The organism is uncultured Mailhella sp. (genome assembly GCF_905187505.1).
Lineage (GTDB): Bacteria > Desulfobacterota > Desulfovibrionia > Desulfovibrionales > Desulfovibrionaceae > Mailhella.
Genome location: NZ_CAJJIC010000022.1, coordinates 1 through 26,388, shown reverse-complemented (window position 1 = coordinate 26,388; position 26,388 = coordinate 1). Strand labels below are relative to the sequence as shown.

The 26,388-nt window shown below is 60.2% G+C and carries 22 protein-coding genes; 12 read left to right on the top strand and 10 right to left on the bottom strand.

The window, feature by feature from the left end:
• Positions 1-331: 331 nt before the first annotated feature.
• Genes QZZ60_RS03950 through dut form a run of 3 tightly spaced genes read right to left on the bottom strand, consistent with a single transcriptional unit; the run spans position 332 to position 2,325 of the window.
• The gene (locus QZZ60_RS03950) at positions 332-1,249 is read right to left on the bottom strand and encodes a D-alanine--D-alanine ligase (protein ID WP_295638102.1); all 918 of its coding nucleotides are present in this window, start codon (positions 1,247-1,249) and stop codon (positions 332-334) included.
• Between the two features lie 9 nt (positions 1,250-1,258).
• The gene (locus tag QZZ60_RS03945) at positions 1,259-1,843 is read right to left on the bottom strand and encodes an HD domain-containing protein (protein WP_295638094.1); all 585 of its coding nucleotides are present in this window, start codon (positions 1,841-1,843) and stop codon (positions 1,259-1,261) included.
• 23 nt (positions 1,844-1,866) lie between these two features.
• Positions 1,867-2,325, bottom strand: a complete 459-nt coding sequence (dut, locus tag QZZ60_RS03940; protein WP_295638091.1) for a dUTP diphosphatase — start codon at positions 2,323-2,325, stop codon at positions 1,867-1,869.
• Positions 2,326-2,797: 472 nt separating this feature from the next.
• Between dut and QZZ60_RS03935 the strand changes: the two genes are divergently transcribed.
• From QZZ60_RS03935 to QZZ60_RS03910, 6 genes are all read left to right on the top strand, one after another.
• Positions 2,798-3,493: an NYN domain-containing protein gene (locus tag QZZ60_RS03935; protein ID WP_295638088.1), complete on the top strand. Its 696-nt coding sequence runs from the start codon at positions 2,798-2,800 to the stop codon at positions 3,491-3,493.
• 62 nt (positions 3,494-3,555) lie between these two features.
• The gene (gene purF, locus QZZ60_RS03930; protein ID WP_295638085.1) at positions 3,556-4,974 is read left to right on the top strand and encodes an amidophosphoribosyltransferase; all 1,419 of its coding nucleotides are present in this window, start codon (positions 3,556-3,558) and stop codon (positions 4,972-4,974) included.
• Positions 4,975-4,982: 8 nt separating this feature from the next.
• Complete coding sequence (uvrC, locus tag QZZ60_RS03925) at positions 4,983-7,079, top strand: excinuclease ABC subunit UvrC (protein ID WP_295638099.1); 2,097 nt, start codon at positions 4,983-4,985, stop codon at positions 7,077-7,079.
• A 272-nt stretch (positions 7,080-7,351) separates the two neighbouring features.
• Complete coding sequence (locus QZZ60_RS03920; RefSeq protein ID WP_295638082.1) at positions 7,352-8,248, top strand: DMT family transporter; 897 nt, start codon at positions 7,352-7,354, stop codon at positions 8,246-8,248.
• A gap of 436 nt (positions 8,249-8,684) precedes the next feature.
• Positions 8,685-9,155 (top strand): periplasmic heavy metal sensor, encoded by a 471-nt coding sequence (locus tag QZZ60_RS03915; RefSeq protein ID WP_295638079.1) that lies wholly within the window; start codon positions 8,685-8,687, stop codon positions 9,153-9,155.
• Between the two features lie 968 nt (positions 9,156-10,123).
• Positions 10,124-10,582, top strand: coding sequence for a periplasmic heavy metal sensor (locus QZZ60_RS03910; RefSeq protein WP_295638076.1), 459 nt, complete (start codon positions 10,124-10,126; stop codon positions 10,580-10,582).
• A gap of 213 nt (positions 10,583-10,795) precedes the next feature.
• On the opposite strand, the gene QZZ60_RS03905 is transcribed toward QZZ60_RS03910, so the two are convergent.
• The 4 genes from QZZ60_RS03905 to QZZ60_RS03890 form a co-directional block, all read right to left on the bottom strand.
• Positions 10,796-12,085: an ABC transporter substrate-binding protein gene (locus QZZ60_RS03905; protein ID WP_295638073.1), complete on the bottom strand. Its 1,290-nt coding sequence runs from the start codon at positions 12,083-12,085 to the stop codon at positions 10,796-10,798.
• Between the two features lie 164 nt (positions 12,086-12,249).
• The gene (locus QZZ60_RS03900; protein ID WP_295638070.1) at positions 12,250-13,659 is read right to left on the bottom strand and encodes a sigma-54 dependent transcriptional regulator; all 1,410 of its coding nucleotides are present in this window, start codon (positions 13,657-13,659) and stop codon (positions 12,250-12,252) included.
• 89 nt (positions 13,660-13,748) lie between these two features.
• Positions 13,749-15,470, bottom strand: a complete 1,722-nt coding sequence (locus QZZ60_RS03895; RefSeq protein WP_295638067.1) for an ATP-binding protein — start codon at positions 15,468-15,470, stop codon at positions 13,749-13,751.
• Positions 15,471-15,688: 218 nt separating this feature from the next.
• A complete protein-coding gene (locus tag QZZ60_RS03890; protein WP_295638064.1) occupies positions 15,689-16,390 on the bottom strand; it encodes a TetR/AcrR family transcriptional regulator in 702 nt (233 codons plus the stop codon).
• A 138-nt stretch (positions 16,391-16,528) separates the two neighbouring features.
• Here QZZ60_RS03890 and QZZ60_RS03885 point away from each other — a divergent pair, with 138 nt between their 5' ends.
• Genes QZZ60_RS03885 through QZZ60_RS03870 form a run of 4 tightly spaced genes read left to right on the top strand, consistent with a single transcriptional unit; the run spans position 16,529 to position 21,678 of the window.
• Positions 16,529-17,533 (top strand): efflux RND transporter periplasmic adaptor subunit, encoded by a 1,005-nt coding sequence (locus QZZ60_RS03885; RefSeq protein ID WP_295638061.1) that lies wholly within the window; start codon positions 16,529-16,531, stop codon positions 17,531-17,533.
• Positions 17,523-19,445: an ATP-binding cassette domain-containing protein gene (locus QZZ60_RS03880; protein WP_295638059.1), complete on the top strand. Its 1,923-nt coding sequence runs from the start codon at positions 17,523-17,525 to the stop codon at positions 19,443-19,445. Before QZZ60_RS03885 ends, QZZ60_RS03880 begins: the two co-directional genes overlap by 11 nt.
• Complete coding sequence (locus tag QZZ60_RS03875; RefSeq protein WP_295638056.1) at positions 19,442-20,563, top strand: ABC transporter permease; 1,122 nt, start codon at positions 19,442-19,444, stop codon at positions 20,561-20,563. The genes QZZ60_RS03880 and QZZ60_RS03875 overlap by 4 nt, the downstream gene beginning before the upstream one ends.
• A gap of 2 nt (positions 20,564-20,565) precedes the next feature.
• A complete protein-coding gene (locus QZZ60_RS03870) occupies positions 20,566-21,678 on the top strand; it encodes an ABC transporter permease (RefSeq protein ID WP_295638053.1) in 1,113 nt (370 codons plus the stop codon).
• Between the two features lie 148 nt (positions 21,679-21,826).
• On the opposite strand, the gene thiD is transcribed toward QZZ60_RS03870, so the two are convergent.
• Positions 21,827-22,630, bottom strand: a complete 804-nt coding sequence (gene thiD, locus QZZ60_RS03865) for a bifunctional hydroxymethylpyrimidine kinase/phosphomethylpyrimidine kinase (protein WP_295638051.1) — start codon at positions 22,628-22,630, stop codon at positions 21,827-21,829.
• A 198-nt stretch (positions 22,631-22,828) separates the two neighbouring features.
• Here thiD and QZZ60_RS03860 point away from each other — a divergent pair, with 198 nt between their 5' ends.
• Entirely contained in the window at positions 22,829-24,205 is a 1,377-nt protein-coding gene (locus QZZ60_RS03860; protein ID WP_295638097.1) for a sodium:proton antiporter, read from the top strand.
• 542 nt (positions 24,206-24,747) lie between these two features.
• Here the strand turns inward: QZZ60_RS03860 and QZZ60_RS03855 are convergent.
• Positions 24,748-25,491 carry a YebC/PmpR family DNA-binding transcriptional regulator gene (locus QZZ60_RS03855; protein ID WP_295638048.1) on the bottom strand — a complete coding sequence of 248 codons (744 nt, stop codon included), beginning with the start codon at positions 25,489-25,491 and terminating at the stop codon, positions 24,748-24,750.
• 26 nt (positions 25,492-25,517) lie between these two features.
• Complete coding sequence (locus QZZ60_RS03850; RefSeq protein WP_295638045.1) at positions 25,518-26,120, bottom strand: RlmE family RNA methyltransferase; 603 nt, start codon at positions 26,118-26,120, stop codon at positions 25,518-25,520.
• Between QZZ60_RS03850 and QZZ60_RS03845 the strand changes: the two genes are divergently transcribed.
• Positions 26,119-26,388, top strand: a 270-nt coding sequence (locus QZZ60_RS03845; protein WP_295638043.1) for a hypothetical protein, incomplete at its 3' end; no start/stop codon positions are given. The two genes, QZZ60_RS03850 and QZZ60_RS03845, sit on opposite strands and share 2 nt — an antisense overlap.

The window sequence follows — 26,388 nt, the reverse complement described above, 5'->3', positions numbered from 1 at the left end:
CCAAGGACGGCTTCCGTCGCTCCGGCCCCGCAACCGGAGCTCGTCCGGCACGGAAAGGCAAAAAAAATCCCGCGGCCCGAGGAGGAACCGAGGGAGAACGTCAGGAGAGATGTGGGCATCATCCGCCTCTCATCCGTCGGACGACGAGGCGGGAACGCAGTTTTTTTCGTTCCGACAGGCAGCGTGCCCGGAGCCATGGAAGAAGAAAAATCTTCCGGTCGAAAAAACGGAACGTCCCGTGCCGGACGCGTGTTTTGCGGCGCCGGGCGGACGCCCGGCCGCATTCCCTGAAAAAAAAGGCCGCCCGGCAGACGTCGGGCGGCCGAATCTGTCAGGCCTTTTTTTCCATGGCATAGGAGAGCAGCATTTCCAGAAGCTCGCCGAACGCCATGCCCTCGGCGGCGGCTTCCTTGGGAACGAGGCTCGCATCCGTCATGCCGGGCAGCGTGTTCACCTCAAGCGCAAACAGCTCGCCTTCATCCGTCAGACGAAAATCGGTACGGCTGTATCCGGAAAGCCCGAGGCAGCGATGGGCGGCAACGGCCGCCTCCTGCACCTTTGCCGTCAGTTCGGCGGAAAGGGGGGCGGGGCATATTTCCGCCGCGCCGTCGGCGGCGTACTTGTCATGGAAGTCGAAGAACTCCCTCTTGGGCACGATGAGCACGGGAGCAAGGGCCCTTTCCTCTCCCTCGCGGCCCACCACGCCGCAGGTGACTTCCCTTCCGGGAATAAGCGTTTCGACCAGCACTTCCTGATGCTGGGAAAAAAGCGTGTCGAGCGCCTCTTTCAGCTGCGCCTCGTCGTTCACGCGGAAAAGGTCGATGCTGGAACCGCCGGTGTTCGACTTGACGAAAAGGGGAAAGGGCAGAGAACACTTCCAGTCCGCACCGGGACGGACGGGAAGAAACTCATAGTCCGGCGTGCGCAGGCCCGCAAGGCGGAAGAGCGCCTTGCCCGCCGCCTTGTTCAGGGCAAGGAAGGAGCCGGCCGGCCCGCTGCCCTGATAGGGACAGCCCGCGCGGTCCAGGATGGCCTGCACAAGGCCGTCCTCACCGGGCTGTCCGTGCAGATTGAGAAAAGCCGCGTCGTGCTTTTCCGCAAGCGCCAGCAGCTTGTCGAAGCCGTCGGAAAGGTCGAACAGCGTCACGTCGTGGCCCCGCTCACGAAGCGCGGCGGCGATGGACGCCGCGCCCTTAAGAGAAATCTCGCGTTCCGTGGACCAGCCTCCGGCAACGAGAAGAATGCGCATTCCTTTCATTTAAATGATCCCTACCCTGTCGAATATGGCCTGCTCCACGGCCTGTACATGAGCATAGTTGGCGGCGATGTTGTCCACCTTGTCGGCGCTTATGCCGTAGCGGACGAGCAGATCGTCGAATCGTTCCTTTATGGATACCACCTCGGAATGACGCACGCGCTTGTCGGCATAGGCCACGATGACGGGCAGGCGCATGGGGTCTTTCACGTCGTCCATGACGGTGCCGCTCCACGGCCATTCCACATGAAAAAGCACGGCCTGCGCCAGCAGGGGATTCCCCGTCTCCTCCCGCACCCAGGCCGAGCCGAGCTGGGCATGACTGCCGCCGTGCCGTATGGTGTAGCTTTTGGCCAGATCGTGCAGAAGTCCCGCGGCGCGCGCCAGAGGCACGGTGAGCGGTCTGCCTTCGGGAATGATGCCGCGCGCTTCCGCCCGACGGACTATTTCCACGGCCACGCCGGCCACGCCGCGGCAGTGTTCGCGGATGTTCGGCATCATGTCATACTTGTCCCACAACTGAGCACAGTGCTCCTCATCGGGCACAAGCCATTCGGGATCCGCAGGAAATTCAAGAGCAGGCAACATGGGCTCACCTCAAAAATAAAAAATCATGCACGGCCGGTATGGCCGAAGCCGCCGCTTCCGCGCGTCGTTTCGGAAAGGGTCTCCACCGTGCGGGGCTCGAGGCGGCACACCGGCTGAAACACGAGCTGCGCCACGCGCTCTCCGCGCTCAACGAGAATCGGTCTGTCCGACGTGTTGAGCAGCCACACGACGATTTCTCCCCGGTAGTCGGCATCCACGACGCCCACGCCCTGGGCCACCACCAGCCCCTTCACGGCGCCGAGTCCGCTGCGGGAATAGATGAAGCCCGCCACGCCCGGAACGCGGGGCTCCACACTGACGCCGGAAGGCACTTCGGCACGTTCTCCGGGGCGGACGATGATCTCGTCCTCCTCGAAGCAGGCACGCAGATCCATGCCCGCAGACTCCGGCGTGGCATAGCCGAGCCCCTCGCCGTACAACCCGGCGGCATTTCTGAGATAACAAACGTCGACACTGGCCATGACCGGAACCTCTCTGACATGAATGAACGCGGACGGCGGAGCCCTGTCCGCGCGCGGCTTTGCCGCATGAAGCAAAAGAGAATATCCCGAAGCCGCGACGGGGGCAAGTTCCCGCCGCATCCGTGCCCCGCGCGGGCCGCCCGGCAAAAAACGACCTGGGGCTTCCGGCACCCGGAATCGTCCCGCAAGCCTGCGCTTCCGGGAAGGCCCCATGCCGCGACGGGCAGGGCTTACGCCTGCCCGCTGCACGACTCTTTCCCGTCATGACACGGAACCCTCCCTCTTTATTGCATTCTTGACAGAAGAGCCCGCTGACACTATCGTCCTTCTTTCGCCGTTTCCATTCTTTGGGAAACCAGGTAAAACGTCCATGGCTTGAACCCTATATCCACGATCGGCTCGTCCGGTAAAACAAGGTTGCTAGAAGGTTGCTAGAATGTCTTGTGTCACTTTTGTCGTAGACGGCGAATTCATGCGCAAACGCATCATTTCGCTGAAGGCTTTTTACTTCGACGGGCAGGGCATACGCCGTCACTGCCTCTCTCATCTCATCCCCGGCGAAACCGTGGGCCGCATTCTCTTCTATGACGCTCTTCCCTTCACCGGCAAGGGCGAACATCCGCTGAGCGGCCCCATGGACTTCTCCCAGACCCCGCTCATCGCGCGCAAGCAGCAGTTTCTGCAGTCTCTCCGCGTGACTCCTGAAATCACGCTCCGCCTCGGCCGTTCCGCCTGGCAGGCCGGCCAGTGGCAGCTCGACGCCAATCGTCTCGGCGAGCTCATGGCCGGAGAAATCAGCGTGAACGACATTCAGGCGAGCGACATCTATCCCGACATTCGTCAGAAGGGCGTGGACATGCTCCTCGGCCTCGACATCGCCGCGCTGGCCTACAAGCATCAGACCGACAGGCTCGTCATCGTGGCCAACGACGCCGACTACGTGCCCGCCGTGAAGCTTGCCAGAGAAGAAGGCATCAAGGTGGTGCTCGATCCTCTGTGGACCCGCGCCGCCGAGGACCTGCGCGAGCACGTGGACTACGTGTGCAACAAGCTGCCCCGCCCGCAGCATGCCAACTATCCCCACGGCATCCACATTTTCGACGACCCCAAGGAATACAATCCCTGCCCCGCTCCTGAAGCGCATGAGGGCACGGAACACGAAGAATAAAACCACTGCGGCCTGCCCGGACTACGGGCGGGCCGTTCTGATTTCTGCCTCAAGGAGGGCATATGTGCGGTATTTTCGGCATCACCGGTCATGAAGACGCCGCCCGGCTCGCCTACTTCGGTCTGTATGCCCTGCAGCATCGCGGCCAGGAAAGCGCGGGTATCGTTTCGTGGGACGAGCGTGAAGGCTCCTCCCATCTGCACGTCGGCATGGGGCTCGTGCCCGACGTGTTCAGGGAAGAAGATCTCCGGCATCTCACCGGCGAAACGGCCATCGGGCACGTCCGCTATTCCACCACGGGCAAGCCGCAGCTGCGCAACGCGCAGCCTCTGCTCGTGCGCGTGAGAAACGGCGTTCAGCTTGCTCTGGCCCACAACGGCAATCTCACCAACGCCGCGGCTCTGCGCCGCGAACTGGAAAACGACGGATGCATCTTCCAGACCACCATCGACAGCGAAATCTTCGTGCACCTCATCGCAAGGGCGCTGTCCTGCGGCTCTCTTGAAGAGGCCATCATCGCGGCCTGCCGCAAGGTGGAGGGCGCCTACAGTCTGCTCATTCTGAGCGAAGGGCGCATCTACGCCGTGCGTGATCCGCACGGTTTTCATCCTCTCAGCATGGCGAGGCTCGGAGACTCGTGGGTGTTCGCCTCGGAAAGCTGCGCCTTCGACCTTCTCGAAGCGGAATACGTGCGCGAGGTGAATCCCGGAGAAATGATCATCGTGGAGCCCGGAGCGCTCGAGTATCGCAGCGTGCGCCTGCGCGAAGACGACATACCCATACGCCAGTGCATTTTCGAGCTCGTGTACTTCGCCCGTCCCGACTCGCGCATCTTCGGCGAAGACGCCTACCAGTGCCGCAAGTGCATGGGGCGTCACCTCATACGCGAATCCATGGCCGACGCCGAGTGCGTCATTCCCTTCCCGGACTCGGGCATCTACGCCTCTCTCGGCGTGGCGCAGGAAGCGGGCGTTCCCTATGAGCACGCCCTCATCCGAAACCACTACGTGGGCCGCACCTTCATTCAGCCTTCCCAGAGCATGCGTCAGTTCAGCGTGCGCGTGAAGATCAACCCCGTGCGCTCCATGATAGAAAACAGGAGCCTCTACGTGGTGGACGACTCCATCGTGCGCGGCACCACCATACGCACCCGCGTGGCCAAGCTGCGCGAGCTCGGCGCGAAGGCCGTGCATTTTCGCGTGAGCAGCCCGCCCATCAAGTTCCCCTGCTTCTACGGCATCGACTTCCCTTCGCCGAACGATCTCATCGCCACGAAGTACTCTCCCGAGCAGATCGCGGAGATGCTGGGACTCGACTCCCTGCACTATCTGTCCCTCGAAGGCCTGCTCTCTTCCGTGTCGCATCCCGAGCACTACTGCACGGCCTGCTTCACCGGCGACTACCCCACGCCCCTGCCCGAAGTAAGGGACAAAATGTCCCTCGAGTACCACCGCAAGGGCGACGTCCGCTTCCAGGGCTGATCACCGTGATGGAGCGTCCCGCCCCTTCCGCCATTCCCGCGACCCCCGGCGTCTACATCTACAAGGACGCCGGGGGGCGCATCATCTATGTGGGCAAGGCCCGCAACCTGCGCAGGCGCGTGCTCTCCTACTTCCGTCCTGCAGATCAGCTCACGGCCAAGACCGCGGCCATGATAGGCCGCGCGGCAGGCATAGAATTTCTCACCACCACCACGGAAAAGGAGGCGCTTCTTCTCGAAGCCAGCCTCATCAAGAAGCACCGGCCGCACTACAACATCTGCCTGCGCGACGACAAGCAGTACGTCATGTTCCGCCTTTCGGAAAAGGATCCCTTTCCCCGGCTGGAAATCGTCCGCCGCATGAAGAAACGCGACGGCGCGCGATATTTCGGTCCGTTCACCGCCGGACTTGCCGCACGCGAAACGTGGAAGACCATCCACCGCATCTTTCCTCTGCGCCGCTGCTCCGACAGGGCCATGAAGAACAGACAGACGCCCTGTCTCTACCACCACATTCACCTCTGCTCGGCGCCCTGCACCGGAGAGATCACGGCCCGGGCCTATGCCGACCTGACAAAACGCGTGGCGCTTCTGCTCTCCGGCAAGTCCACGGAACTTGTGGACACGCTGAAAAAGGCCATGGAGGAAGCCTCCGAACATCTGGAGTTCGAGCGTGCGGCCTCGCTGCGCGACCAGATACGCGCCATAGAAAAGACCGTGGAAAAACAGGCCATCGTTCTCCAGAGCGGCGGCGACATGGACGTGCTCGGCCTGGTGAGCATGCCCGACGGCCTCGCCCTCGGCGTGGTGTTCGTGCGCCACGGACTCGTGCAGGACCGCAGCGCCTTTTTCTGGCCGGGGCTCGGTCTGGAGGACGCCTCGGAACTTCTGTGGAGCTTTCTCGGCCAGTTCTATCAGGCGGAACGTTCCATTCCTCCCCGCATAGTGCTGCCCTATCTTCCATGGGAAGCCGGTCTTTCGGGAAGCGGGCTTGCCGTGGACTCGGAAAGCGCGCTCGTCGCGCCGCACGCCTCGGCAAGCATGGGCTCGCCCTTTCTTGCGGGCGACGGCGTCACGCCCTGCTTTCTGGGCGAAGACACTCTTGAGGTCTCAGTTTCCCCTTCCGATGCAAAGCCCGTCCACGCCCCCTCGCTCATGGAACAGGCCGCGGCACTGATCGCCGAAGAGGACAGGCGCAACGCATCCCCTTCGGACGACGGCCAGGACGGCGAAACCGGACAGGAAGCGCTGGAAGCCGTGCTCACCGAGCTTCGCGGAGGGCCGGTACGCATAGCCGTGCCGAGAAACGACGAAGAGCGCCGCCTTCTGGACATGGCGCGCAGCAACGCCCGCGAGTCCGCCAAAAACCGAAAGGACGCCTCCCTTGCGGACAGACTGGCCGCAGCGTTTCACTTCGACAGACCCGTCATCCGCGTGGAATGCGCCGACGTGTCCCACACCGGCGGCGAATCCACCAAGGTGGGCGCGGTGATCTACGAGGACGGACGTCCTCTCAGGGAAGACTATCGAGTCTGGAACATCGAAGGCGCGGACGGCGACGACTACGCCGCGCTGTCCATGTGGGCGAAAAGGCGTCTTGAGCACGGAGAACCGTGGCCAGACCTTCTGCTCATCGACGGCGGCCGCGGCCAGCTTGCCGCCGTGCACAGGATTCTCGTCGAAGAGCTTGCCGCGGAAGAGAACGGCCGTCTGCCCTTTCTCCTTGCGGGCATAGCCAAGGCCAGGGACGAACGGGGGCACGCCGACCGCCGCGCGGGCAACGTGGCCGACCGCATCTTCGTGCCGGGCAGAAGCAATCCTCTGCCGCTGCGCGAAGGCTGTCCGGAGCTGCTGTTTCTTCAGGTGGTGCGCGATGCTGCGCATGACTTTTCCATCGGCCGACACAGACAGGCACGCGCCCGGCAGGCCTTCAGCGGCGAGCTTCGGCAGCTTCCCGGCATAGGCATGAAGACCGCCCAGCTTCTCTGGGAACACTTCGACTCGGTTGCCGACATGAAGGCCGCCCCGCTCTCACGGCTCATGGATCTGCCCGGCATCGGGAAAAAGAAGGCCGAAGCCATCCGGGACGCCCTGCAGAAGCTCTGACGCGGTCCGAAGCCATGTCCAGCCTCTTCCGCCCGTGCCGCGCAGCCTTCCCGACCGCAGTTCCGTCCTCGGACGTGCCGGGACTCCTCCCAAAGTACGTTGCGCTCTTCACGGCGCCGCTCTTCCGTGCTATAAGCTCTGCGCCGGCATCGCCCTGCGTCGCCCGAAGCCGGCACGAAGCACCATTCGCCACAAGACCATGCCTTTTCGACAGCGTTTCTGCGGAAGCTTCGCCGCACGACTTCTCAGGCGACCATGCTTCGGAGGCCGCCATGGGCTTTCTTCTCGCGCTTGTCTCTTCCGCCGCGTTCGGCCTCATCCCTCTGTTCAGCCTGCCCCTTCTGCACGACGGCATGTCCGCGGAATGCGTGCTGTTCTATCGCTTTCTTTTCGGCGCACTGACCATTTTTCCCATTCCCGTGCTCCGTCACGAACGACTGGCCGCGCCCGTGCGGGAACTTTCGCGTCTGGCCGTGCTCAGCATCATGTACGCCCTCGCCGCGCTGCTCATGTTTCAGGGCTTTCATTATCTGCCGAGCGGCGTGGCCTCCACGCTTCAGTTTCTCTATCCGCTCATGGTCATGATCATCATGATCGTGTTCTTCCATGAAAAGCCTTCCCTCATCACCGCCACTTCCGTGGCCCTCGCCATTCTGGGCGTGTTTCTTCTGAGCGGCGGCGAGGGTGAGGGCGCCGTCAGCGCCAAAGGCATAGTGCTTCTGCTTGTTTCCGCCCTGTGCAACGCCGTTTACATCTCAGGACTGCACGTCGCCCGCATACGCAGCATTTCCGGGCTCAGCATCACCTTCTGGGTGCTGTTCTTCGGCATGCTGGCCTCCCTTGTGAACGCGCTTGTTTCCGGTACGTTCGTGTGGCTGCAATCCTGGAGCGAAGCCGCGCTTGCCGTGCTGCTTGCCGTGATCACCGCGGCCGTGTCCAATCTCACCCTCGTTCTGGCCATTCAGCGCATAGGCTCGACCATGGCATCGATACTCGGCGTCATGGAGCCCGTCACCGCCGTCACCGTGGGCATACTCGTCTTCGACGAGCCTGCCACCGCGGGCGTGTTCGCGGGCGTGGCCGTCATCTGCTTCGCCGTGCTGCTCGTCATGGCCGGTCCCCAGATCGTGCAACGCCTCAAAAAAGACCGCCTGCACGCCTCAAAGTAACGGCCATTTCCTCCTTTTTCCGCCCCTCTCAAAAGAACGGACGTTTTTTCCCTCGGCTTCAGACCTGTTCGGACGCCGTACGGAAAGATACGGAAACATGGCGGCAAACAAGGCCGGCATCGCGTCGCTTCTCAAAATATTCTTCTTTTCACCATGTTATCATGATTCTTGGATCGGGGGCCGCCTTGCCGTGCGCCTACAGGCTCAGATGCGAAGCACGACGCTCCGCCTCGCCTCCGTCGCAGGCCCTCCAAAATCACGGTTCAGCCCTCCTATCTTGCGCAGTGTTGCCTGTTCTCCCCTCCCGCCTTTCCGCCCGCAAGAAAGAGCGAAAGAGTTTGAAACGTGACAGAAATCGCGCTGTTGCCTATATACTGAACCCGTGGTCCACATCACTCTCTTCACTCTTCATCACTCATCCAAAAAGGAACACTCCATGACCAGAAAGACCATCGCCGCCGCCCTCGCCGCCGTCATTTTCGCCGCCAGCCTTCCCGTTGCCGCCATGGCCTATCCCGGTTTCCAGGGACGCGGCTACAACGGTCAGGTCCCCGCCTCCTGCCCGGCTCTGCCCAACCTCACCGACGAACAGAAGGCTCAGTTCAACAAGCTGCACGAAGAACATTACGCCGCCCTCACTCCCCTGCGTGACAGTCTCATGGAAAAGCGCATGACCCTGAACGCCCTCTCCCGCAACCCCAACGCCACGCCCACGGAACTGCGCCAGCTCGCTTCCGACATCTCCAAGATTCAGACCCAGATCCGCACCGTGAACGACGACTTCTACGCCAAGATGGAAAAGGCCGGTCTGCCCTGCCCCCAGTTCCGCCATCATGACGGCTACGGATACGGCCGCGGCCAGGGCATGGGTCAGGGCATGGGCATGGGTCGCGGATACAACCGCTGATCACGAAAAAGGCGTTTTTCCCTCCTCTGTCGAGAAGCACCTCTCGATTTCGTTCGACACACAGCTTCTGTAACGCAACGCCGGAAGACATGACGTCAATCGCATGCCTTCCGGCGTTCCTTATTTAACCGGTGAAAAAGAAGTGACGCGGCAGCTCGACACGACGTGCCGACGTCGGGGAAACGTCCCGCAGCCGGCCGGGGCGGGAAACTCGCCCGGCCCTGCCTCAGGTGCACGGTTCCCCTTTACCTCCGCCGTCGTGCTTCTGAAGAGAATGCAGACAGCGAGCGGACCGAGAAGCATGAACGCCCGTCTCCCGCCGGACGTTTTCCCATGAAACGCTCATGCGGCGGGCATCCCGGACAGCATGGGGCGACGGACGGGCGGGCGGGAACGACGCTGCATGCGGCCGAATCGCGCCGGACGCCGCCCCCTGCTGTCCCGCAGACTGCCGTCTCTGTGCCATCGCCGACTACCGTCATCCGAAGACAGACAAGGGATCTTGCGCACGGCCGCATTCTCTTTCCCTGTCATGACGTCTTCCCCCTCTTTGTCCGCCACGTGCTCCACGTCGCTTTTTTTCGTCACCCGCAATATTCTTCGGCGGCATTCTGCAAGAAAAGGAAACAAAACTGAAAACAGCGGCGACAAGGCGCATCTCTCGGAACGAAGCACAAAAAATCATTTTTATCAAAGAGTTGTCATAAAACTTATGCCCTGTGCAACGCCTGCATCAACAGACACGGCCTTTCTGCAAAGCAGCGTCAAACCGCCGTCCGTCCCCAAACCTTCCGAAAAAGGCTTTCCTTTCTTGCTGCCGGCCCGATCAAGGGCTCGTATCTTTCCTTTCGCAACAAAAGGCGAAACAGTTTGAAACGTGACATAAAACACGTCGTTGCCTATATACTGAACCCGTGGTCCACATCACTCCTTCTCTACTCCACCACCACGTTCAAAAGGAACATCCCATGACCAGAAAGACCATCGTCACCTCTCTCGCCGCCATCATCTTCGCCACCAGCATCCCCGTCGCCGCCATGGCTCATCCCGACTTCCACGGCCGCCACGGATACCAGGCCGCCTCCTGCCCGGTTCTGCCCAATCTCACCGACGAACAGAAGGCCCAGTTCGACAAGCTGCACGAAGAACACTACGCAGCCCTCGCTCCCCTGCGTGACAGCCTCATGGAAAAGCGCATGACCCTGAACGCGCTCTCCCGCAATCCCAACGCCACTCCCGTGGAACTGCGCCAGCTCGCCTCCGACATCACCAAGCTGCGCACCCAGATCCGCACCGTGAACGACGAATTCTACGCCAAGATGGAAAAGGCCGGTCTGCCCTGCCCCCAGTTCCGCCATCATGACGGCTACGGATACGGCCGCGGCCAGGGCATGGGTCAGGGCATGGGTCGCGGATACAACCGCTGATCTCTGATCGGAACAATTCATTTTTCATTCTCGACTATAGCCTCCGCGTTCTGTTGAGCGCCGCTTTTGTCCCCCTTTCAGCATAATCATCTTGAAAAGGCCGACAGCCCGACTCCAAACGTCCGGGTTGCCGGCCTTTTCCTTATCATGCAGATACAAAAAGGCCGGGGACAGCTTCCCCGGCCAAAATGCTTTCACTGCAAGTTTCCTGCCTCAACGCCCGGAGTTTGGAGGCGTGGACGTATGTCCAGGCCAGAGAATACTGCCCTCGTCAATGCTAAGTTTGCCCGTCACGGAATCCACGAATCCCACGGGAACGAAATTCACCGTCCTACCGTCTTCCTTATAGCCCTGACAGTTCATGATTTCCACGGCCATGATTTCACGGTCGTTGGTGCCGGGGGCGAGATTCTGGCGTCCAGAAAGGCCGTCGAAGGACAGTCTGCGCAACGCGGCCATGAGATTGTCGCCCGTCATCTCCTTCTTCTGAGAAAGAACGTCCTTCATGGCAAGACCGAGAGCCATCATATGATCATACGACAGCACGCCGTAGAAAAACGCCTTGGAGTTCATGTCCACGGGACTGCCGAGCTTCTTGGAAAATCTTTCGGCAAAGGCATCGAGCTTCTTGCTGGGCACGAGCCTGGTCATGGGGGCAAGATAACCGAAAGCACCGTTGATGGCATCAGGCTTTTCATCGGCCGACGTCATTTCTGCGGCAAAAAAGCTGTAGCCGGGCTGATTCATGTCAAGGTTGGTAAGCGTCTTGAACACCGTCACGGTATCGGGCGTAGGCATGGTAATGAACACGCTTTTAATGCCGAGCTTCTTCACCATGGCCATCTTTTCCTGCACTTCCTCAACGGTGGCGTTGCGCGAATAGCCGAAGGAAAGGCGTACATTGATGCCGAGCTTTTCCGCATCGTTCAGAATGACGGCCGCGGCACCGGCTCCCCAGGCGTCCGTCGTATGGAACAGGGCAATTTCCTCAATGTCGTAATGCCTTGCGACTTCAAGCAGATACCCTTCATACCTGGTGCTGGGAGTCACGTTGCGGTAATAATAGGGAAATTCTGACGGGGAACTCAGACTTGCCGCATTGGCTCCTACGGAAACCACGGGAGTTTTAAACTTTTCCGCCTCTCTGGCAATCAGCACGGCAGGCCCGCTGCAGTCGACGCCGGTAAGGGCAACAATGTCCTTTTCAAGAAGCCCCCTGGCCTTTTCCGCAGCTCCTTCTGGCCAGCAGCGATAATTGACCACCAGCTCCGGCGGCATGCTGATGGTATCACCGCCGAGCATTCCCGACGTATTGATGTCCTCAATGGCCATGTATGCCCCTTCAAGTTCATACTCGCCCCAGTCGGCGCGCCTGCCGTCATGGTAGTCGAGGGTATACATGCCACCGATCTTGTACTCTTTGGCCTCTGCCGTTCCTACGCACGCTCCGCCTAAAAGAAAGACGGTCAGCGTCATGCCTACTGCTTTTCCGAAAAGCATCATGGTCTTCCTCCCTTACGGGCCAAGGCCCGTTTTTTAAGAAAGACTGCAAAATTGATGCCATAAATAATCTTCAGAAATGTCGGACGATTATGGCTTTATTTTTCCCAAAAGGCTCTCCGAAGTCCTGATATTGAGGACAGCGAGGCAAAAAAATGTCCTGCTTTTCAGGATGATCCCGTCAATCCGTGCTCCTTGAGCAAGGCATAAAGCCGTGAACGGGAAAGCCCGGTAACGACACAGGCTTCGGCAATATTGCCTCCGGTATGCTCCAGCACTCCGGCAAGATACCGGCCTTCCTCTCTGTGCCACACGTTTTCCCGAAATTCGGCATAGGAAAGCAAAGAAGGCCTTCTGTCTTCTCTTTGTTCCTCCGAAACGGCCTTCCGCATTCTGACGCTTGCGGCGCGTATGCGGACGGCCGTGGAAAGGTGCTGAGGAAAAATGGTGTCCTCCCTGCCGGAGGACAGCACGGCACGCTCCATGACTGCGCTCATTTCCCGCACGTTTCCCGGCCAGTCGTACGCTTTCAGCGCCGAAACCGTACCGGCCGAAAAGTTCTTTTCCGGAAGCGCATGACGACGTGAAAACAGATCGCGAAAATGCTCCGCCAGCAACATGACATCCCCGGCTCGTTCCCGGAGCGGCGGAAGCGTGATGTGCACGGATTGAATGCGATAAAAAAGATCCTGACGAAAGGTGCCCTCCGTCACCATGGCTTCAAGATTCCTGTTCGTGGCTGCAACTAGTCGAAAGTCGCAGGAAACCTCCTTTCTCGAGCCGAGAGGACGCACGCGCTTTTCCTGAAGCATACGCAGAAACACTTTCTGAAGCGACAGAGGAAGCTCTCCTATCTCGTCGAGAAACAGCGTTCCCCCATCGGCATCGGCCACGAGGCCCATCTCCCGTGTCACGGCCCCTGTAAAGGCTCCTCGCATGTGCCCGAACAGAAGGCTCTCCGCTATGTCCTCCGGCAGTGCCGCACAGTCAACCACCACGAACGGCCCGTGCCTTCTTGCACTGTTCTCATGAATAGCCCGGGCAAAAACTTCCTTGCCCGTACCGGTCTCCCCGCTCAGAAGCACGCTCACGCCGCTGTCTGCACAGTCGGCCAACACATCGATGCAGCGCTGCATGGCCTGACTGGAACCGATGATGTTTTCCCGGCTCAGCGTTCTTTTACGACCGGCAGAAGAAAAGGCGGACCGGTGGTTTCGGTGATAGAGCAGCGCCTGCTCCAGAGCTTCAAGAATGGTGTCGAGCTCGTCGGTTTTCTGAATGAAGTCCCACGCTCCGGTGCGAAGAGCCTGTTCGACCCATTCCGGGTTGTCATGTCCGGTAACGACGATGACTTCTGGATGCATATCGCCATCCAGAAGCGAGGGCAGAAGGGAGAGGCCGTTGCCGTCAGGGAGCGAAATGTCCAGAAAAACCACGTCGAACACGCTCCCTTGAGTGGCCTGCTCCGCCCCGCGAAGAGAGGCCTCCCGCATCACTTCGCAATGATGCCTGGAACAGGCCCTTTTCAAAACGTAGGAAAACGTTTCGTCGTCATCAACAATGAGTATTCTTGCCATGCTCCACGCCCTCCTCACTTATGCGGACGCCTTCAAGGAAAGACTCTGAGCGCATGCTGCTCCGGCAGGTCGTTGTCTGGAATCCATCTTCAGGCGGAAACGACAGGCAAAAACACGGAAAAACGGGTTCCGCCTGAAGATTTCTCCTCGACCCGCACCGCTCCTCGACCGCGCTGCACAAGACTGTGCACCTGCGCAAGGCCCAGACCGCATCCTCCCTTCTTGCTTCTGGTCGTAAAGAAGGGGTCAAAGATGCGGTCGCGAATGCCGGGAGCAATGCCTTCCCCTGTATCGCACACATCCAGCCTGACGTAGAAGCCTTCCGCAAGTTCCCCGGGTTCCGCATCGCCTTCCGGCTTTTCAAATGTCTCGGCGTGCACCACAATTTCTCCGCCCTCGGGCATGGCCTGCACGGCATTGATGCCGAGATTGAAAAGAATTCGGAGACACTCCGAGCGGACGCCGTGAATGCAGACATCCCTCGCATCGTTGCGCACCCTGAGCGTCGTTCCCCTGCTGAGACGAGGACGCATGACGCTTTCAAATTCTGCAAGAAGAGCGGTCACAGGAACGGCCCCGGGCTCTTCACCTCCGGCCTGACTGCCGTCAGTCATGCGTATCTGGGCCATGATATCCTTTCCTCTGTCCGTGGCGGAAAGAATCTGTCGCACATCCTCATGCGCGGGACTGCAAACGGGAATCTCCTCCAAAGCCAGCCTGGCACAGGCCGCTATGCTGCCCAGAATGTTGTTCACGTCATGAGCAATGCCCCCGGCCATACGCCCGACGACCTCCATGCGGCGGGCAAGCTGGCTGCGTCTCTCAAAGGCATACTGCTTTTCCATCATGTCCTTTTCCTGCCTGAGCAAAGCCTCGGATCTGTGCTTCATCCGAAGAAGATGTACCAGCAGCACAATCACTCCGCAAAGAATGACAAGAACAATAAATGCCGGAATGAGCACATCGCGATGCTGAACAACATACGAAGGCGGACGATTGGCCACCGTTGCAAATTCCGGCAGCGTCCGCTCATCAATCCCATAATGCAAAAGCATGGGATAATCGTAAATCAGCGTGGCGGCAGGTTCCCTCATGACCGGAATATCTCCGGGAGCGCGTCCACGGATGATTTCCAAGGTCATGCGAGACGCCTGTTCCGCATGAAAGGCGTTGAACTCACCCTGACCGGCCAGCACGCCTCTTCCTATCTGGCTTTCCCATGGAGAATACATGGGCAGATCAGTCCAGCTGCGGAGAAGCTGCATGCTCTCATCCATGGAAAAATTCTGGCCGTCCGCCGTTCGATAGTAGCCGAAGTTCAGCAGTACGGCATCTTCAGGCAGCGCCTTCAATTCCTGCGCCATGGCCTGCGCCGGCAATGCCCTCAAGAGGCGGACCTCCATGGAAGCTCCCGCGTTTTCAAGGTCAGCCGACGCCTGCTCCAGCGCAATTTTCGACGACGTGGTGTCACCGCATATCACCGCAAGATGCCTTGCATCGGGATGCACGGCAGCTATAGCATCAAGGATGCACCGTATGGAAAAATTTTCCAGAATCCCGGTGTAGTATTCCCTGTCTTCCCGAATTCTGTTTTCAAGATTCGCCACGCCGCAGAACACGACGGGAACTCGGCTGAACAGCTCGCGCCGATGGGATATGACGAAGTCCAAAGCATCGTCATCCACGGCAATGACGGCAGACAGCACTACATTCCGATATTTCTTTCGAAAAAGTCCGATGAGCTCCGCATTGAAGCTGCCGGAAGAATTTCTCTCGTAATCAAGGTACTCGGAATATATACGTATCTGCACATCGCTGCGACCGGTCAGATTGACGAAAATCCCCTTCTGAAGACTGTCCTCCCAGAAATGCCCAGGATGGAAGGAATTGATGATGAGAACGTTCGCAACCGGTCTTTCAGAGAAAGCGAAGGCCGAAGAGACAGAACATGGCCAAAGGCAGAGCAGCACCATAAGTCCCATGACGTATGCACGTCCGAACGTTGCGGCGCATCTGCCCTTCATGACCGTCAGCTCTCTTTCCCGTTTCTGAACGAAACAGGCGGGGAAAATTCACTTTTCAAGGCGCTCAGTCCGCCCATGACGTAGCTTACCATGGACTCGATCAGCGCTTCCGGCCTTTCCATGAAGTCCGGCAAGAGAATCGTCTGTATTTTTTCGGGAAAAAGCCCAAGGAACATGCAGGGCATGAGAAGCAGGGCCACCGCGTGGGACGCCTTTTCCGAACCGGGCTCAAAGCCGGTCACCTCGCACACAAGGCTGCGCACCATATTGAGCTTGGGCAGCATGCTGTTCACAAGCGGCGCGGGAAGATTGGAGGACGGCGAGGCGACTTCGCGCAGAAGCACGGGCAGGGCCCACAGCTCGGGAGCCTTGCGTGCCGCGCGCACGGCAAGCTCAATGAAGGCGCGCAGCTTGTCCCTGGGATCGGCCCCCGCATTCATGACGGCGCCGAGCTCCTCCATGCTCACGAGCTGCCGGTGAGCCTCCACCAGCACTTCCTCGTACAGCGCTTCCTTGCCGCCGAAATAATAGTTGATGGCCGCGCCGTTGACTCCGGCCCTTGCGCAGATCTCCCGATTCGTGGCCTTCTCGTACCCCAGCTCGGCAAAGACCCGGCCCGCGGCCTCGAGAACCACGCCGCGGGTGGAAAGCCCGTCCCGACGCGGCGCGCTCCGCTTCCTCTGATGATATGCGTATGCCTGTTCCATGGTCAAAGGCTACGGCAAAACATTTCAAACGTCAAATTCAAACATAAAATTGAATTTTATATTTGACTTTTTACGGCAAGATTCCTACCCTGATAAGAAGAAAAAAGCTCTTTCTTCTCAAGCAACAAGAGAGCCGCCATGAAAAAGATAACCGTCATTCTTGCCGTCGTTCTTCTCGGCGCCGCGGGCGCTCTTTACTGGCGCTTTTCCGCCTCCGTCGCGCCCGAAGAAGGGCTCAGGCTGTACGGCAACGTGGACATCCGCCAGGTTTCTCTGGCCTTCGAGCAGGGCGGACGCATCACGGAACTTCTTGCGGAAGAAGGCGACAGCGTGAAGAAGGGGCAGCTTCTCGCCCGCGTGGACGTGACCAGTCTCCGGCTTGAAGCGGACAGACTGCGCGCCGACATAGCCGCGCAGGAGCAGAACCTGCTCAAGATGAAGAACGGCAACCGGCCGGAAGAGATCGCCCGGGCGGAAGCGGCACTGCGCACCGCCGAGGCCTCGCTTGAGCAGGCACGCCGCAACGACAAGCGCATGGCCAGTCTGCGGCGGGGCAACTCCGTGAGCCAGCAGGAAAAGGAAAACGCCGAAACCTCCCTCCGCGTGGCGCAGGGGCAGCGTGACGAAGCCGCGCATGCGCTCGCGCTTCTGCGCGAAGGATACCGGGCCGAAGACATCGCCATGGCCGCGGCCCAGCTCGACTCGGCAAGAGCCGCTCTTGCCATCATGCAGCACAACATCACTCTCGGCGAGCTTCATTCCCCCACGGATGCGGTGGTCTCCTCCCGGCTGCTCGAGCCCGGCGACATGGCCTCTTCCGCCACTCCCGTGTTTCTGCTCTCCCTCACCTCTCCCAAGTGGGTGCGCGCCTACGTCACGGAACCCCGGCTCGGGCGCATACGCCACGGCATGAAGGCCGACATTCTCACCGATTCCTTCCCGGAACCCGTGTCCGGTCGAGTGGGCTACATTTCTCCCACGGCGGAGTTCACGCCCAAGAGCGTGCAGACCGAGGATCTGCGAACCTCTCTGCTCTATGAAGTGCGCATCGTGGCCGACGATGCCGGAGACAGGCTCCGTCTCGGCATGCCGGTGAGCGTCATCGTTCATGAAGACGCGGCCGGAGGCCGCCATGACGAATAACGAACGAAACGACGGTCGGCAGGCGACTCCCCTTCCGGGGGAGAGCGTCCCTCTCGTGGTCAGCGCGCGTGCTCTGGGCAAGACGTTTACGGACAGGAAAACGGCCGTCACGGCGCTTCGCTCGCTCAGTCTCGACGTACCTTCCGGCAGCATGACGGCCTTCGTGGGGCCGGACGGGGCGGGCAAGACCACTTTTCTGCGCATGATATGCGGCCTTCTTGCGCCCACGTCGGGCGAACTTTTCGTGCTCGGGCGCGACATCACGTCGCATGCCGGGGAAGTTCAGAGCCGCATCAGCTACATGCCCCAGCGCTTCGGTCTTTACGAAGATCTGAGCGTCATGGAAAACATGAATCTTTATGCCGACCTGCACGGCATTCCTGAAAAAAGCAGGAGGGAACGCTTCGCCCGTCTTCTGGACATGACCGATCTTGTGCGCTTCACGGCGCGTCCCGCGGGCAAGCTTTCCGGCGGCATGAAGCAGAAGCTTGCGCTGGCCTGCACGCTGGTGCGCTCTCCGGAGCTTCTGCTTCTCGATGAACCTTCCGTGGGCGTGGATCCTCTTTCCCGGCGGGAACTGTGGGCCATCATTACGAATATGGTGCGTGAGGAACGACTTTCCGTCATCGTGAGCACCGCCTACATGGACGAGGCCGAGCGCTGCGACAACGTGGTGGTCCTGCATGAGGGAGCCGTTCTTGCGCAGGGCACGCCGGAAAAGCTGCGGAGTCTCACGCAGGGGCTCTGCCACGCCACCGCCGTACCGGAAGGCATCAAGGCAAGACATCTCCAGGCATGGCTGCTTGATCAGCCCTCCCTTGTCATGGACGCCGTGCCGGAAGGCGACCACGTCCGTTTCGTTCTTCCGCCGGAACGCGGCAGAAACGGCATTCCCGGGGAGCTGTTCTCTCCCTGCCGGGGCACTCTGCGCCTGCTTTCCGAGGACTGTTCAAGCGTGGCGCCGCGACTTGAGGACAGCTTCATGCTCCTGCTCCGGCACAAGCCCCCGGAAGCAGGCGAAGGCGGCGTGCAGGAAACGGATTCACGCCCCGCGGCATCGGAGACCTCGGCTGCCGTTCCCCGGAACATCGATCCTGCCGCCTCTGCAGCGCCCTTTTCTCCCTCGCGTGCCGCCGACGCCGGAAACGGACATGAAGCCGTCATCGAAGTGCGCGATCTCGTGCGGAAGTTCGGCAGCTTCACCGCCGTGGCCAGCACCACGTTTTCCGTGTACCGCGGCGAAGTGTTCGGCCTTCTCGGTCCCAACGGAGCGGGCAAGACCACCACGTTCCGCATGCTCTGCGGCCTTCTGCCGGCCACAAGCGGCTTTCTGCGCGTGGCAGGGGAAAACCTGCGCACGGCCGCCGCGCAGGCCCGCACCCGCGTAGGCTACGTTTCGCAGAAGTTTTCCCTGTACGGCAACCTTTCCGTGCTGGAAAACCTGCGCTTCTTCGGCGGCGTGTACGGCATAGGCCCCTTTGCCCTGCGTCGCCGCATACAGGAAGTGCTTGAAGAGTTCGAGCTTGTCGGCCACGAGCACGACATGAGCGGCGCCATGCCCGGAGGATTCAAGCAGCGTCTGTCCATGGCCGTGGGCATGCTGCACAAGCCGGAGATTCTCTTTCTCGACGAACCCACGAGCGGCATAGACCCACTGGCACGCCGCGTGTTCTGGCGACGCATCACCGGTCTGTCGGACGAAGGCACCACCATCATCATCACCACGCATTTCATGGAAGAGGCCGAATACTGCGACCGCATGCTCATTCAGGACGCGGGACGGGTGCTCGCCCTCGGCACGCCCGGCGACGTGCGCCGTCAGGGCGGCAACGCTCCTACCATGGAAGAGGCCTTCATACGCATCGTTGAAAGCGCCCGGGCTGCAAACGCCGCGGCAAAGGAGAGCGCATGACCGGATTCACGCGCCGCCTGGGCGCTCTGACCGTCAAGGAATTCCGACAGATATCGAGAGACCCGAGCAGCATCATGATCGGGCTCGTTCTGCCCATCATCCTCATTCTCATTTTCGGCTACGGGCTCTCGCTGGACGTGAAGAACGCGCCCGTGGCCGTGGTCATGGAACACGACACGCCCCTGGCACGCGACCTTCTCTCCGGGCTCTGGGGCTCCGCCTATTTTTCCCCCCGCCACGCCTCCTCCATGCATGAAGCCGAGGAACTTCTCAGAAAACGCGAGGTGGATGCCATCATCCGCACGGGCAGCGATTTCGACAGCCGCTTCATGAAGGGCGACGCCCAGGTGCAGCTCATCCTTCACGGCGTGGATTCCACCACGGCCACGCTCATCGGGCAGTACACGGGCGCACTGCTCTCCCTGCGGGTACGTACGACGCTCGAAAGGCAGGGACTTGCCGCCGATTCCGGTTCCGCCGTGGTGCAGAGCCGAATGTGGTTCAACGAGGCGGCCGACAGCACCTGGTATCTCGTTCCCGGGCTCATCGTCATCATCATGACGCTGGTGGGAGCCTTTCTCACCGCGCTCATCATGGCCCGGGAATGGGAACGCGGCACGCTCGAGGCGCTCTTCGTCTCCCCCGTGGGCCGCGCGGAAATTCTTCTCGCCAAGATCATCCCCTACTTTCTGCTCGGCATGACCGGCCTTCTGCTCTGCCTTGCGGCCGCACGATGGCTCTTTGCCGTACCGCTGCGCGGCAGTCTCCTCGTCTTTCTGCTCTGCTCCTCTCTGTACCTCGTGGTATCGCTCGGCATGGGGCTCGCCATCTCCTCCGTCACCAGAAGTCAGTTTCTCTCCTGCCAGATAGCCCTCGTGGTGAGCTTTCTGCCCGCCGTCATTCTTTCGGGCTTTCTCTTCGATCTGCGCAGCGTCCCCCTTGCTGCCAGAATCGTGGGCAACATTCTGCCCGCCACCTACTACATGGAAATGCTCAAGACGCTCTTTCTCGCCGGAAACAATCCGGTCATACTTCTGCGGGATTCGGCGGCCCTTCTCGTCTATGCCGTGCTCTTCATGGGCGTCGCCGTACGCTTCACACGAAAAAATCTGGACTAGCCATGCACGACCTGATTCTTCTGCTCCGCAGGCTGCGCAGCCTCTGCATCAAGGAACTGCTCATCATCTTCAAGGACCCGGCCAACCGCCTGGTGCTCATCGTGCCCGTGGTCATCCAGTCCTTCATCTTCGGCTACGCGGCCACCTACGATCTCAACTATGTGCCCTATGTGGTATGCGACCAGAGCAGAAGCGCCCTTTCTCGCGATCTTCTGGCCCGGCTCGACGGCTCCGGAAAATTCTCCCGTCAGGCCACGCTCGAAAGCACGGCGGAAGCGGAGGAATGGATATACGACGGCAGGGCCCTGCTTGCCGTGCAGATAGGCAGCGACTTTGCCGACCGCCTGCTCTCAGGCCGCAACGCCGACGTTCAAATCATTCTCGACGGCCGCAATTCCACCACGGCATCCATAGCGCAGGGCTACGTTTCCCAGATCGTGGAAGCCTGGAACGCCGGACGGGGGCACAGGTCTCCGGCTTCCCTCGTCATGCGCGCATGGTTCAACCCGCAGCTCGAAACTCGCTGGAACATCATGCCCGGCATGCTGGGGTCGCTCAGCATCATACAGATCATGCTGCTCGCCGCTCTTTCCGTGGCCAGAGAACGGGAACAGGGAACCTTCGACCAGATGCTGGTCACGCCCCTCTCTCCCTGGGAAATCCTCATCGGCAAGGCCATTCCTCCCGTGGTCGTGGGGCTTGCCCAGGCGGCCCTCGTGCTGCTCGTGTGCCTGTTCTGGTTTCACATTCCCTTTGCGGGAAGCTATGTCGATCTCTTCATCGCGCTCGGCGTGTTCACCCTAAGCTGCGCGGGACTCGGCCTTTGCGTATCCGCCGTTTCCCTGAACATGCAGCAGGCGCTCGTGTACTGCTTCGTCACGCTTCTGCCCATGGTGCTGCTCTCCGGCCTCGCCACGCCCGTGAGCTCCATGCCGGAGGCGCTGCAGATCGCCACGTACGCCAATCCTCTGCGCTTCGCTCTCGTATGCGTGCGAAGCGTCTACCTTGAAGGAGGAACGCTTGCCGACATCGCCCCCAACTTCGTGCCCATGCTGGCCGTGGCCGCCGTCACCCTGCCTCTCGCAGGCTGGCTGTTCCGCAACCGTCTGAGCTGAAAACGCCCGAATACGCCCGACACGCAAAAGGCGCCCCGCATTGTGCGGGACGCCTTCCAGAAAACACGCTTCTCATCTGTTCGGAGAAAAAGCGGTTCTCACAGCCGTACTATCGGAACAAGCCGGGCCGCAGGCAAGAGCATCGAGGTTACCACAGACCCGCCATGTGATTGCACGGACCATGCCCCTTGCCGGGATTGAAGCCGTGCCGGAGGGCAAGATTAAGAAATTCCTGGGCCTTGGTGACGGCCACGCGCAGCGGCATGCCGAGCGCAAGCTGAGCGGCTATGCCCGCCGACAGCGTGCAGCCCGTGCCGTGAGTGTTCTGCGTGCTCACATAGGGCTGCCGCAGGGGCACAGGATCGGCATCCCTCTCGAAAAGCCAGTCGGTGACGAACACGGGATTGCCCATGCCGAAATGACCTCCCTTCATGAGCACGGCCCGGGCTCCCTTTTCCAGAAGACGCGTCCCGGCCTCGAGGACGTCGTCCTCGCTCACGATTTCCATGCCTGCAAACACTTCGGCTTCCGGTCTGTTGGGCGTGAACAGATCGGCCCGCGGCATGAGTCGGTCGCGAAGCGTGTCTATGCCGTCGTCCTCCATGAGCCTGTGTCCGCTCGTGCTCACGCACACCGGATCCACCACCAGCGGAAAGGTCTGCTCGTCCAGAACGTCCGCCACGGCATTGATGATGCCGGAATTGAACATCATGCCCGTCTTCGCCGCATGAACGGGAAAGCCGTCCAGCACGGTAAGAAGCTGAAGACGCACGAAGGAAGGCTCGGGCGCGTGTATGCCCGCCACGCCGAGACCGTTCTGCGCCGTGAGCGCCGTGATCACGCTCATGCCGAAAGTGCGCATCATGGTCATGGTCTTCAGATCGGCCTGTATGCCCGCGCCTCCGCCGGAGTCGGAACCGGCAATGGTAAGAACGTTCGGTATCTGATGCATGAAACGCTCCTTTTTTCCTCGTTTTCCTTCCTGAGATGCACACAAAAGCCTTGCCCCGTCAAGGTTCAGCCGCTGCATAACGCCTAAAGTTCTTGATGGAACGCGTTTTTTTGGGTACAAGAAAACCTAATTCTATTTTTTCCCGAAAGGAGTCCGTGGATGCACCGTTTCAAATTCATTTCCGCTCTCCTTCTGGCGATGCTGCTCGTACCCGGCATCTGCTTCGCCGAAGGTCATTTCCAGCTGCCCAATGATCTTTCCATCATCTGGGTCGTGCCCTTTGTCTGCATGCTGCTTTCCATAGCCATCTGCCCTCTGGTGGTTCCTCATTTCTGGGAGCATCATTTCGGCAAGGTAGCCGTTTTCTGGGGACTGGCCTTCCTTGTTCCCTGCGCGCTCGTCTTCGGCTTCGGCAACGCCTTCTTCATCGCCGCTGAAAGCATTCTGCTCGAATACGTGCCCTTCATTCTGCTGCTGCTCGCCCTGTTCACCGTGGCCGGCGGCATCCGTCTCAAGGGCACCCTCGTGGGCACGCCCATCGTGAACACCGCCATTCTGGCCGTGGGCACCATCCTCGCCAGCTGGATGGGCACCACCGGTGCCGCCATGCTTCTCATCCGTCCTCTTCTGCGTGCCAACGCCCACCGCAAATACCGCGTGCATCAGGTCGTGTTCTTCATCTTCCTCGTGGCCAACATCGGCGGCTCCCTCACCCCCCTGGGTGATCCGCCCCTGTTCCTCGGCTTTCTCAAGGGCGTGAACTTCTTCTGGACCACCGTGCATCTGTTCATGAAGACCCTGCTCATCTCCGTCATCCTGCTCGCCCTCTACTTCGTCATCGACACCGTGCTCTTCAAGAAGGAAGGCAGCCCCGTGCCCGCCGATGCCGCCGGTTCCAAGGAAAAGCTCGGCTTTGAAGGCTGCATCAACTTCGTGTTCCTTCTCTGCATCGTGGCCAACACCCTCATTTCCGGTCAGTGGACCGGTCCCACCTTCCACATCTTCGGCGTTCCCATGGAACTGCAGAACGTCGTGCGCGACCTCATGTACATCGTCATCGCCGTGGCTTCCTGGAAGACCACCGACATGGGCTGCCGCACCCGCAACAACTTCACCTGGGCTCCCATTGAAGAAGTGGCCAAGCTGTTCATCGGCATCTTCCTCAGCATGATTCCCGCCATCGCCATCCTCAAGGCCGGTTCCGACGGCGCCCTTGCCGCCGTGGTCAACCTGACCACCGATGCCGAAGGCCATCATGTGACCTCCATGTTCTTCTGGATGACCGGTCTTCTGTCCTCCTTCCTGGACAACGCCCCCACCTACCTCGTGTTCTTCAACACCGCGGGCGGCAACGCCGCGCAGCTCATGGCCGACGGCGAAGTGCTGGCCGCCATTTCCGCCGGTGCCGTGTTCATGGGCGCCAACACCTACATCGGCAACGCGCCGAACTTCATGGTGAAGGCCATCTCCGAAGAACAGGGCGTCAAGATGCCCAGCTTCTTCGGCTACATGGCATGGTCCGTCGGCATTCTCTGCCCGCTCTTTGCCCTGATCACCTTCCTGTTCTTCATGTAAGAGCCGGCTGAACGCCAAGCATGAGGGCCGCGCCTTTCCGGGCGCGGCCCTTTTTGCTGACGCGTTCCGTCGTGTCCGTCACAAGAATCCCGCTTCTCGGCACGACACGCCGAACGACGCTCTCCGCCATAAGTCTCCCCGGCACCGGAAGGACAGAAAAAAATATGCTTTTCTTTCTGATCCCATGCTCTCCTTCCGCGTCGACGCTTTCCGGAACGCCCAGGCCGAAGAGGGCGAAAGTTCTCAAGAGCAAGGTCGCTTCTGATATGCGGAGCCGTTCTCTCAAAACGCCTTCCCACCAGCACCGCGGTCCTTCACCTGACCGGAAGAACGCTGCACGAAGAAGGCCAGCTCCCAGGACCTCGCACGTCGGAGAATGCCGTTGCAAGAAGCACCTTGGAAGCCGCCGCTGTCGCACGTCCGCGCGGCCTGAGAACGCCGGGAACCTTCATCCTTCCCGACGGCAGCGCATAAAGAAGCCCCCTTTTCCTCGAGGAAAAGGGGGCTTCGGGCTTCATGCCCATGAAATGTCGATGCTCAGCTTACGCTTCGGGATCGAAGTCTTCGGGGAAGTCGGCGTTGGTGTAGACGTTCTGCACGTCGTCGAGTTCTTCCAGGGCGTCGGTGATGCGCATGAGCTTCTGCGCGGTGTCGGCGTCGATGGGCACCAGAATGCGGGGCACCATGGCGAGCTGGGCTTCCAGCATTTCCACGCCCTGACCTTCCAGCGTTTCGCGAACGGTGTTGAAGTCCGCCATGGAGGTGCGCACTTCCCAGGTATCGTCGTTGTCCTGCACGTCGTCGGCTCCGGCTTCAAGAGCCATGTTCATGACGGCTTCCTCGTCGGCGTACTTTTCCTTGTCCAGCGTGATGACGCCCAGACGGTCGAACTGGAAGGCCACGGAGCCGCTTTCGCCCATGGTTCCGCCGTACTTGGTGAACACGTGACGCACTTCGGCCACGGTACGGTTCTTGTTGTCGGTGGCGGTTTCCACGATGATGGCGACGCCGCCGGTGCCGTAGCCTTCGTAGGTGATTTCGGTGATGTCGCCGCCGGCATCCTGACCGGTACCCTTGCGGATGGCGGCCTCAATCTTGTCCTTGGGCAGGTTCACGGCCTTGGCGGCAGCGATGGCGGAACGCAGACGGGCATTGCCGGCAGGGTCCCCACCGCTCTTGGCGGCGATGATGATTTCCTTGGCGGCCTTGGTGAACGCCTTGCCTCGCTTGGCGTCCTGAGCACCCTTGCGAAGTCTGATGTTTGCCCATTTGTTATGTCCCGACATGTATGCCTCCGAAACAAAAAAAGTGTTTACCCCTGAACAGGGCCCTTGAATCCCATGCCGACCTCGAAGATTTCCTTGCTCTCGGCCCGGGAGCTCTTGGGTTTGAATGTTTTTACCGTGGCAAAGCGCGCACGCAGCGCCTTTGCCAGATCCTGAAAGTCCGGTCCCATGAATATCTTGGCGATGAAGCCGCCCCCCGGCTTCAGATACCGGTCGGCCACTTCCACGGCTTCCATGCACAGTTCCAGAGAACGCGCCTGATCGGTGAACTTCGTTCCCGTGGTACGCGGCGCCATGTCGCTGATGACCATGTCGAAGGGGCCCTTCTCCTCGAGAAGAGCCTCGAACTCCGGCGTGCGCTCAAACACGTTTTCCTGCAGGAACGTCACGTTCGGCGGAAAGGTCGTGTCGGTGCTCTGCAGATCGCAGGAAAGCACCAGTCCCTTCTCGCCCACGCGCTCCGCGGCGTACAGAGACCACGAGCCCGGTGCGGCTCCGAGGTCGAGCACCTTCATTCCGGGCCGGAAAAGCCGGAAAGCCCTGTCCATCTCCTTGAGCTTGTAGACGGAGCGGGCAGGGTAATTTTCCTCTTTGGCCTTAAGGAAATAATAATCGCGATATACTTTCATGGCAGCTCGGGACTGTGTATCGTATTTCCTGGCGGTCGCCAAGAGAAATCCGGGCGGAAATTTTTTGCGGGAAATCTTTTACCACAAACCTTTTGCCTTTTCCAGTCCATTAATGGGGCTTTTCCCGAAAAGGAGCGGCAATGCCCCGTTTTCCGCTTCCCTTCAGAACGCGGGCCGTACGACCGCGGCCGGAAGGCGCGAAAATTTGGACTTGACTTCTTATCGAGAATTATTATTGTTTATTTGCCTGTGCGAAGAACTCTTCGCC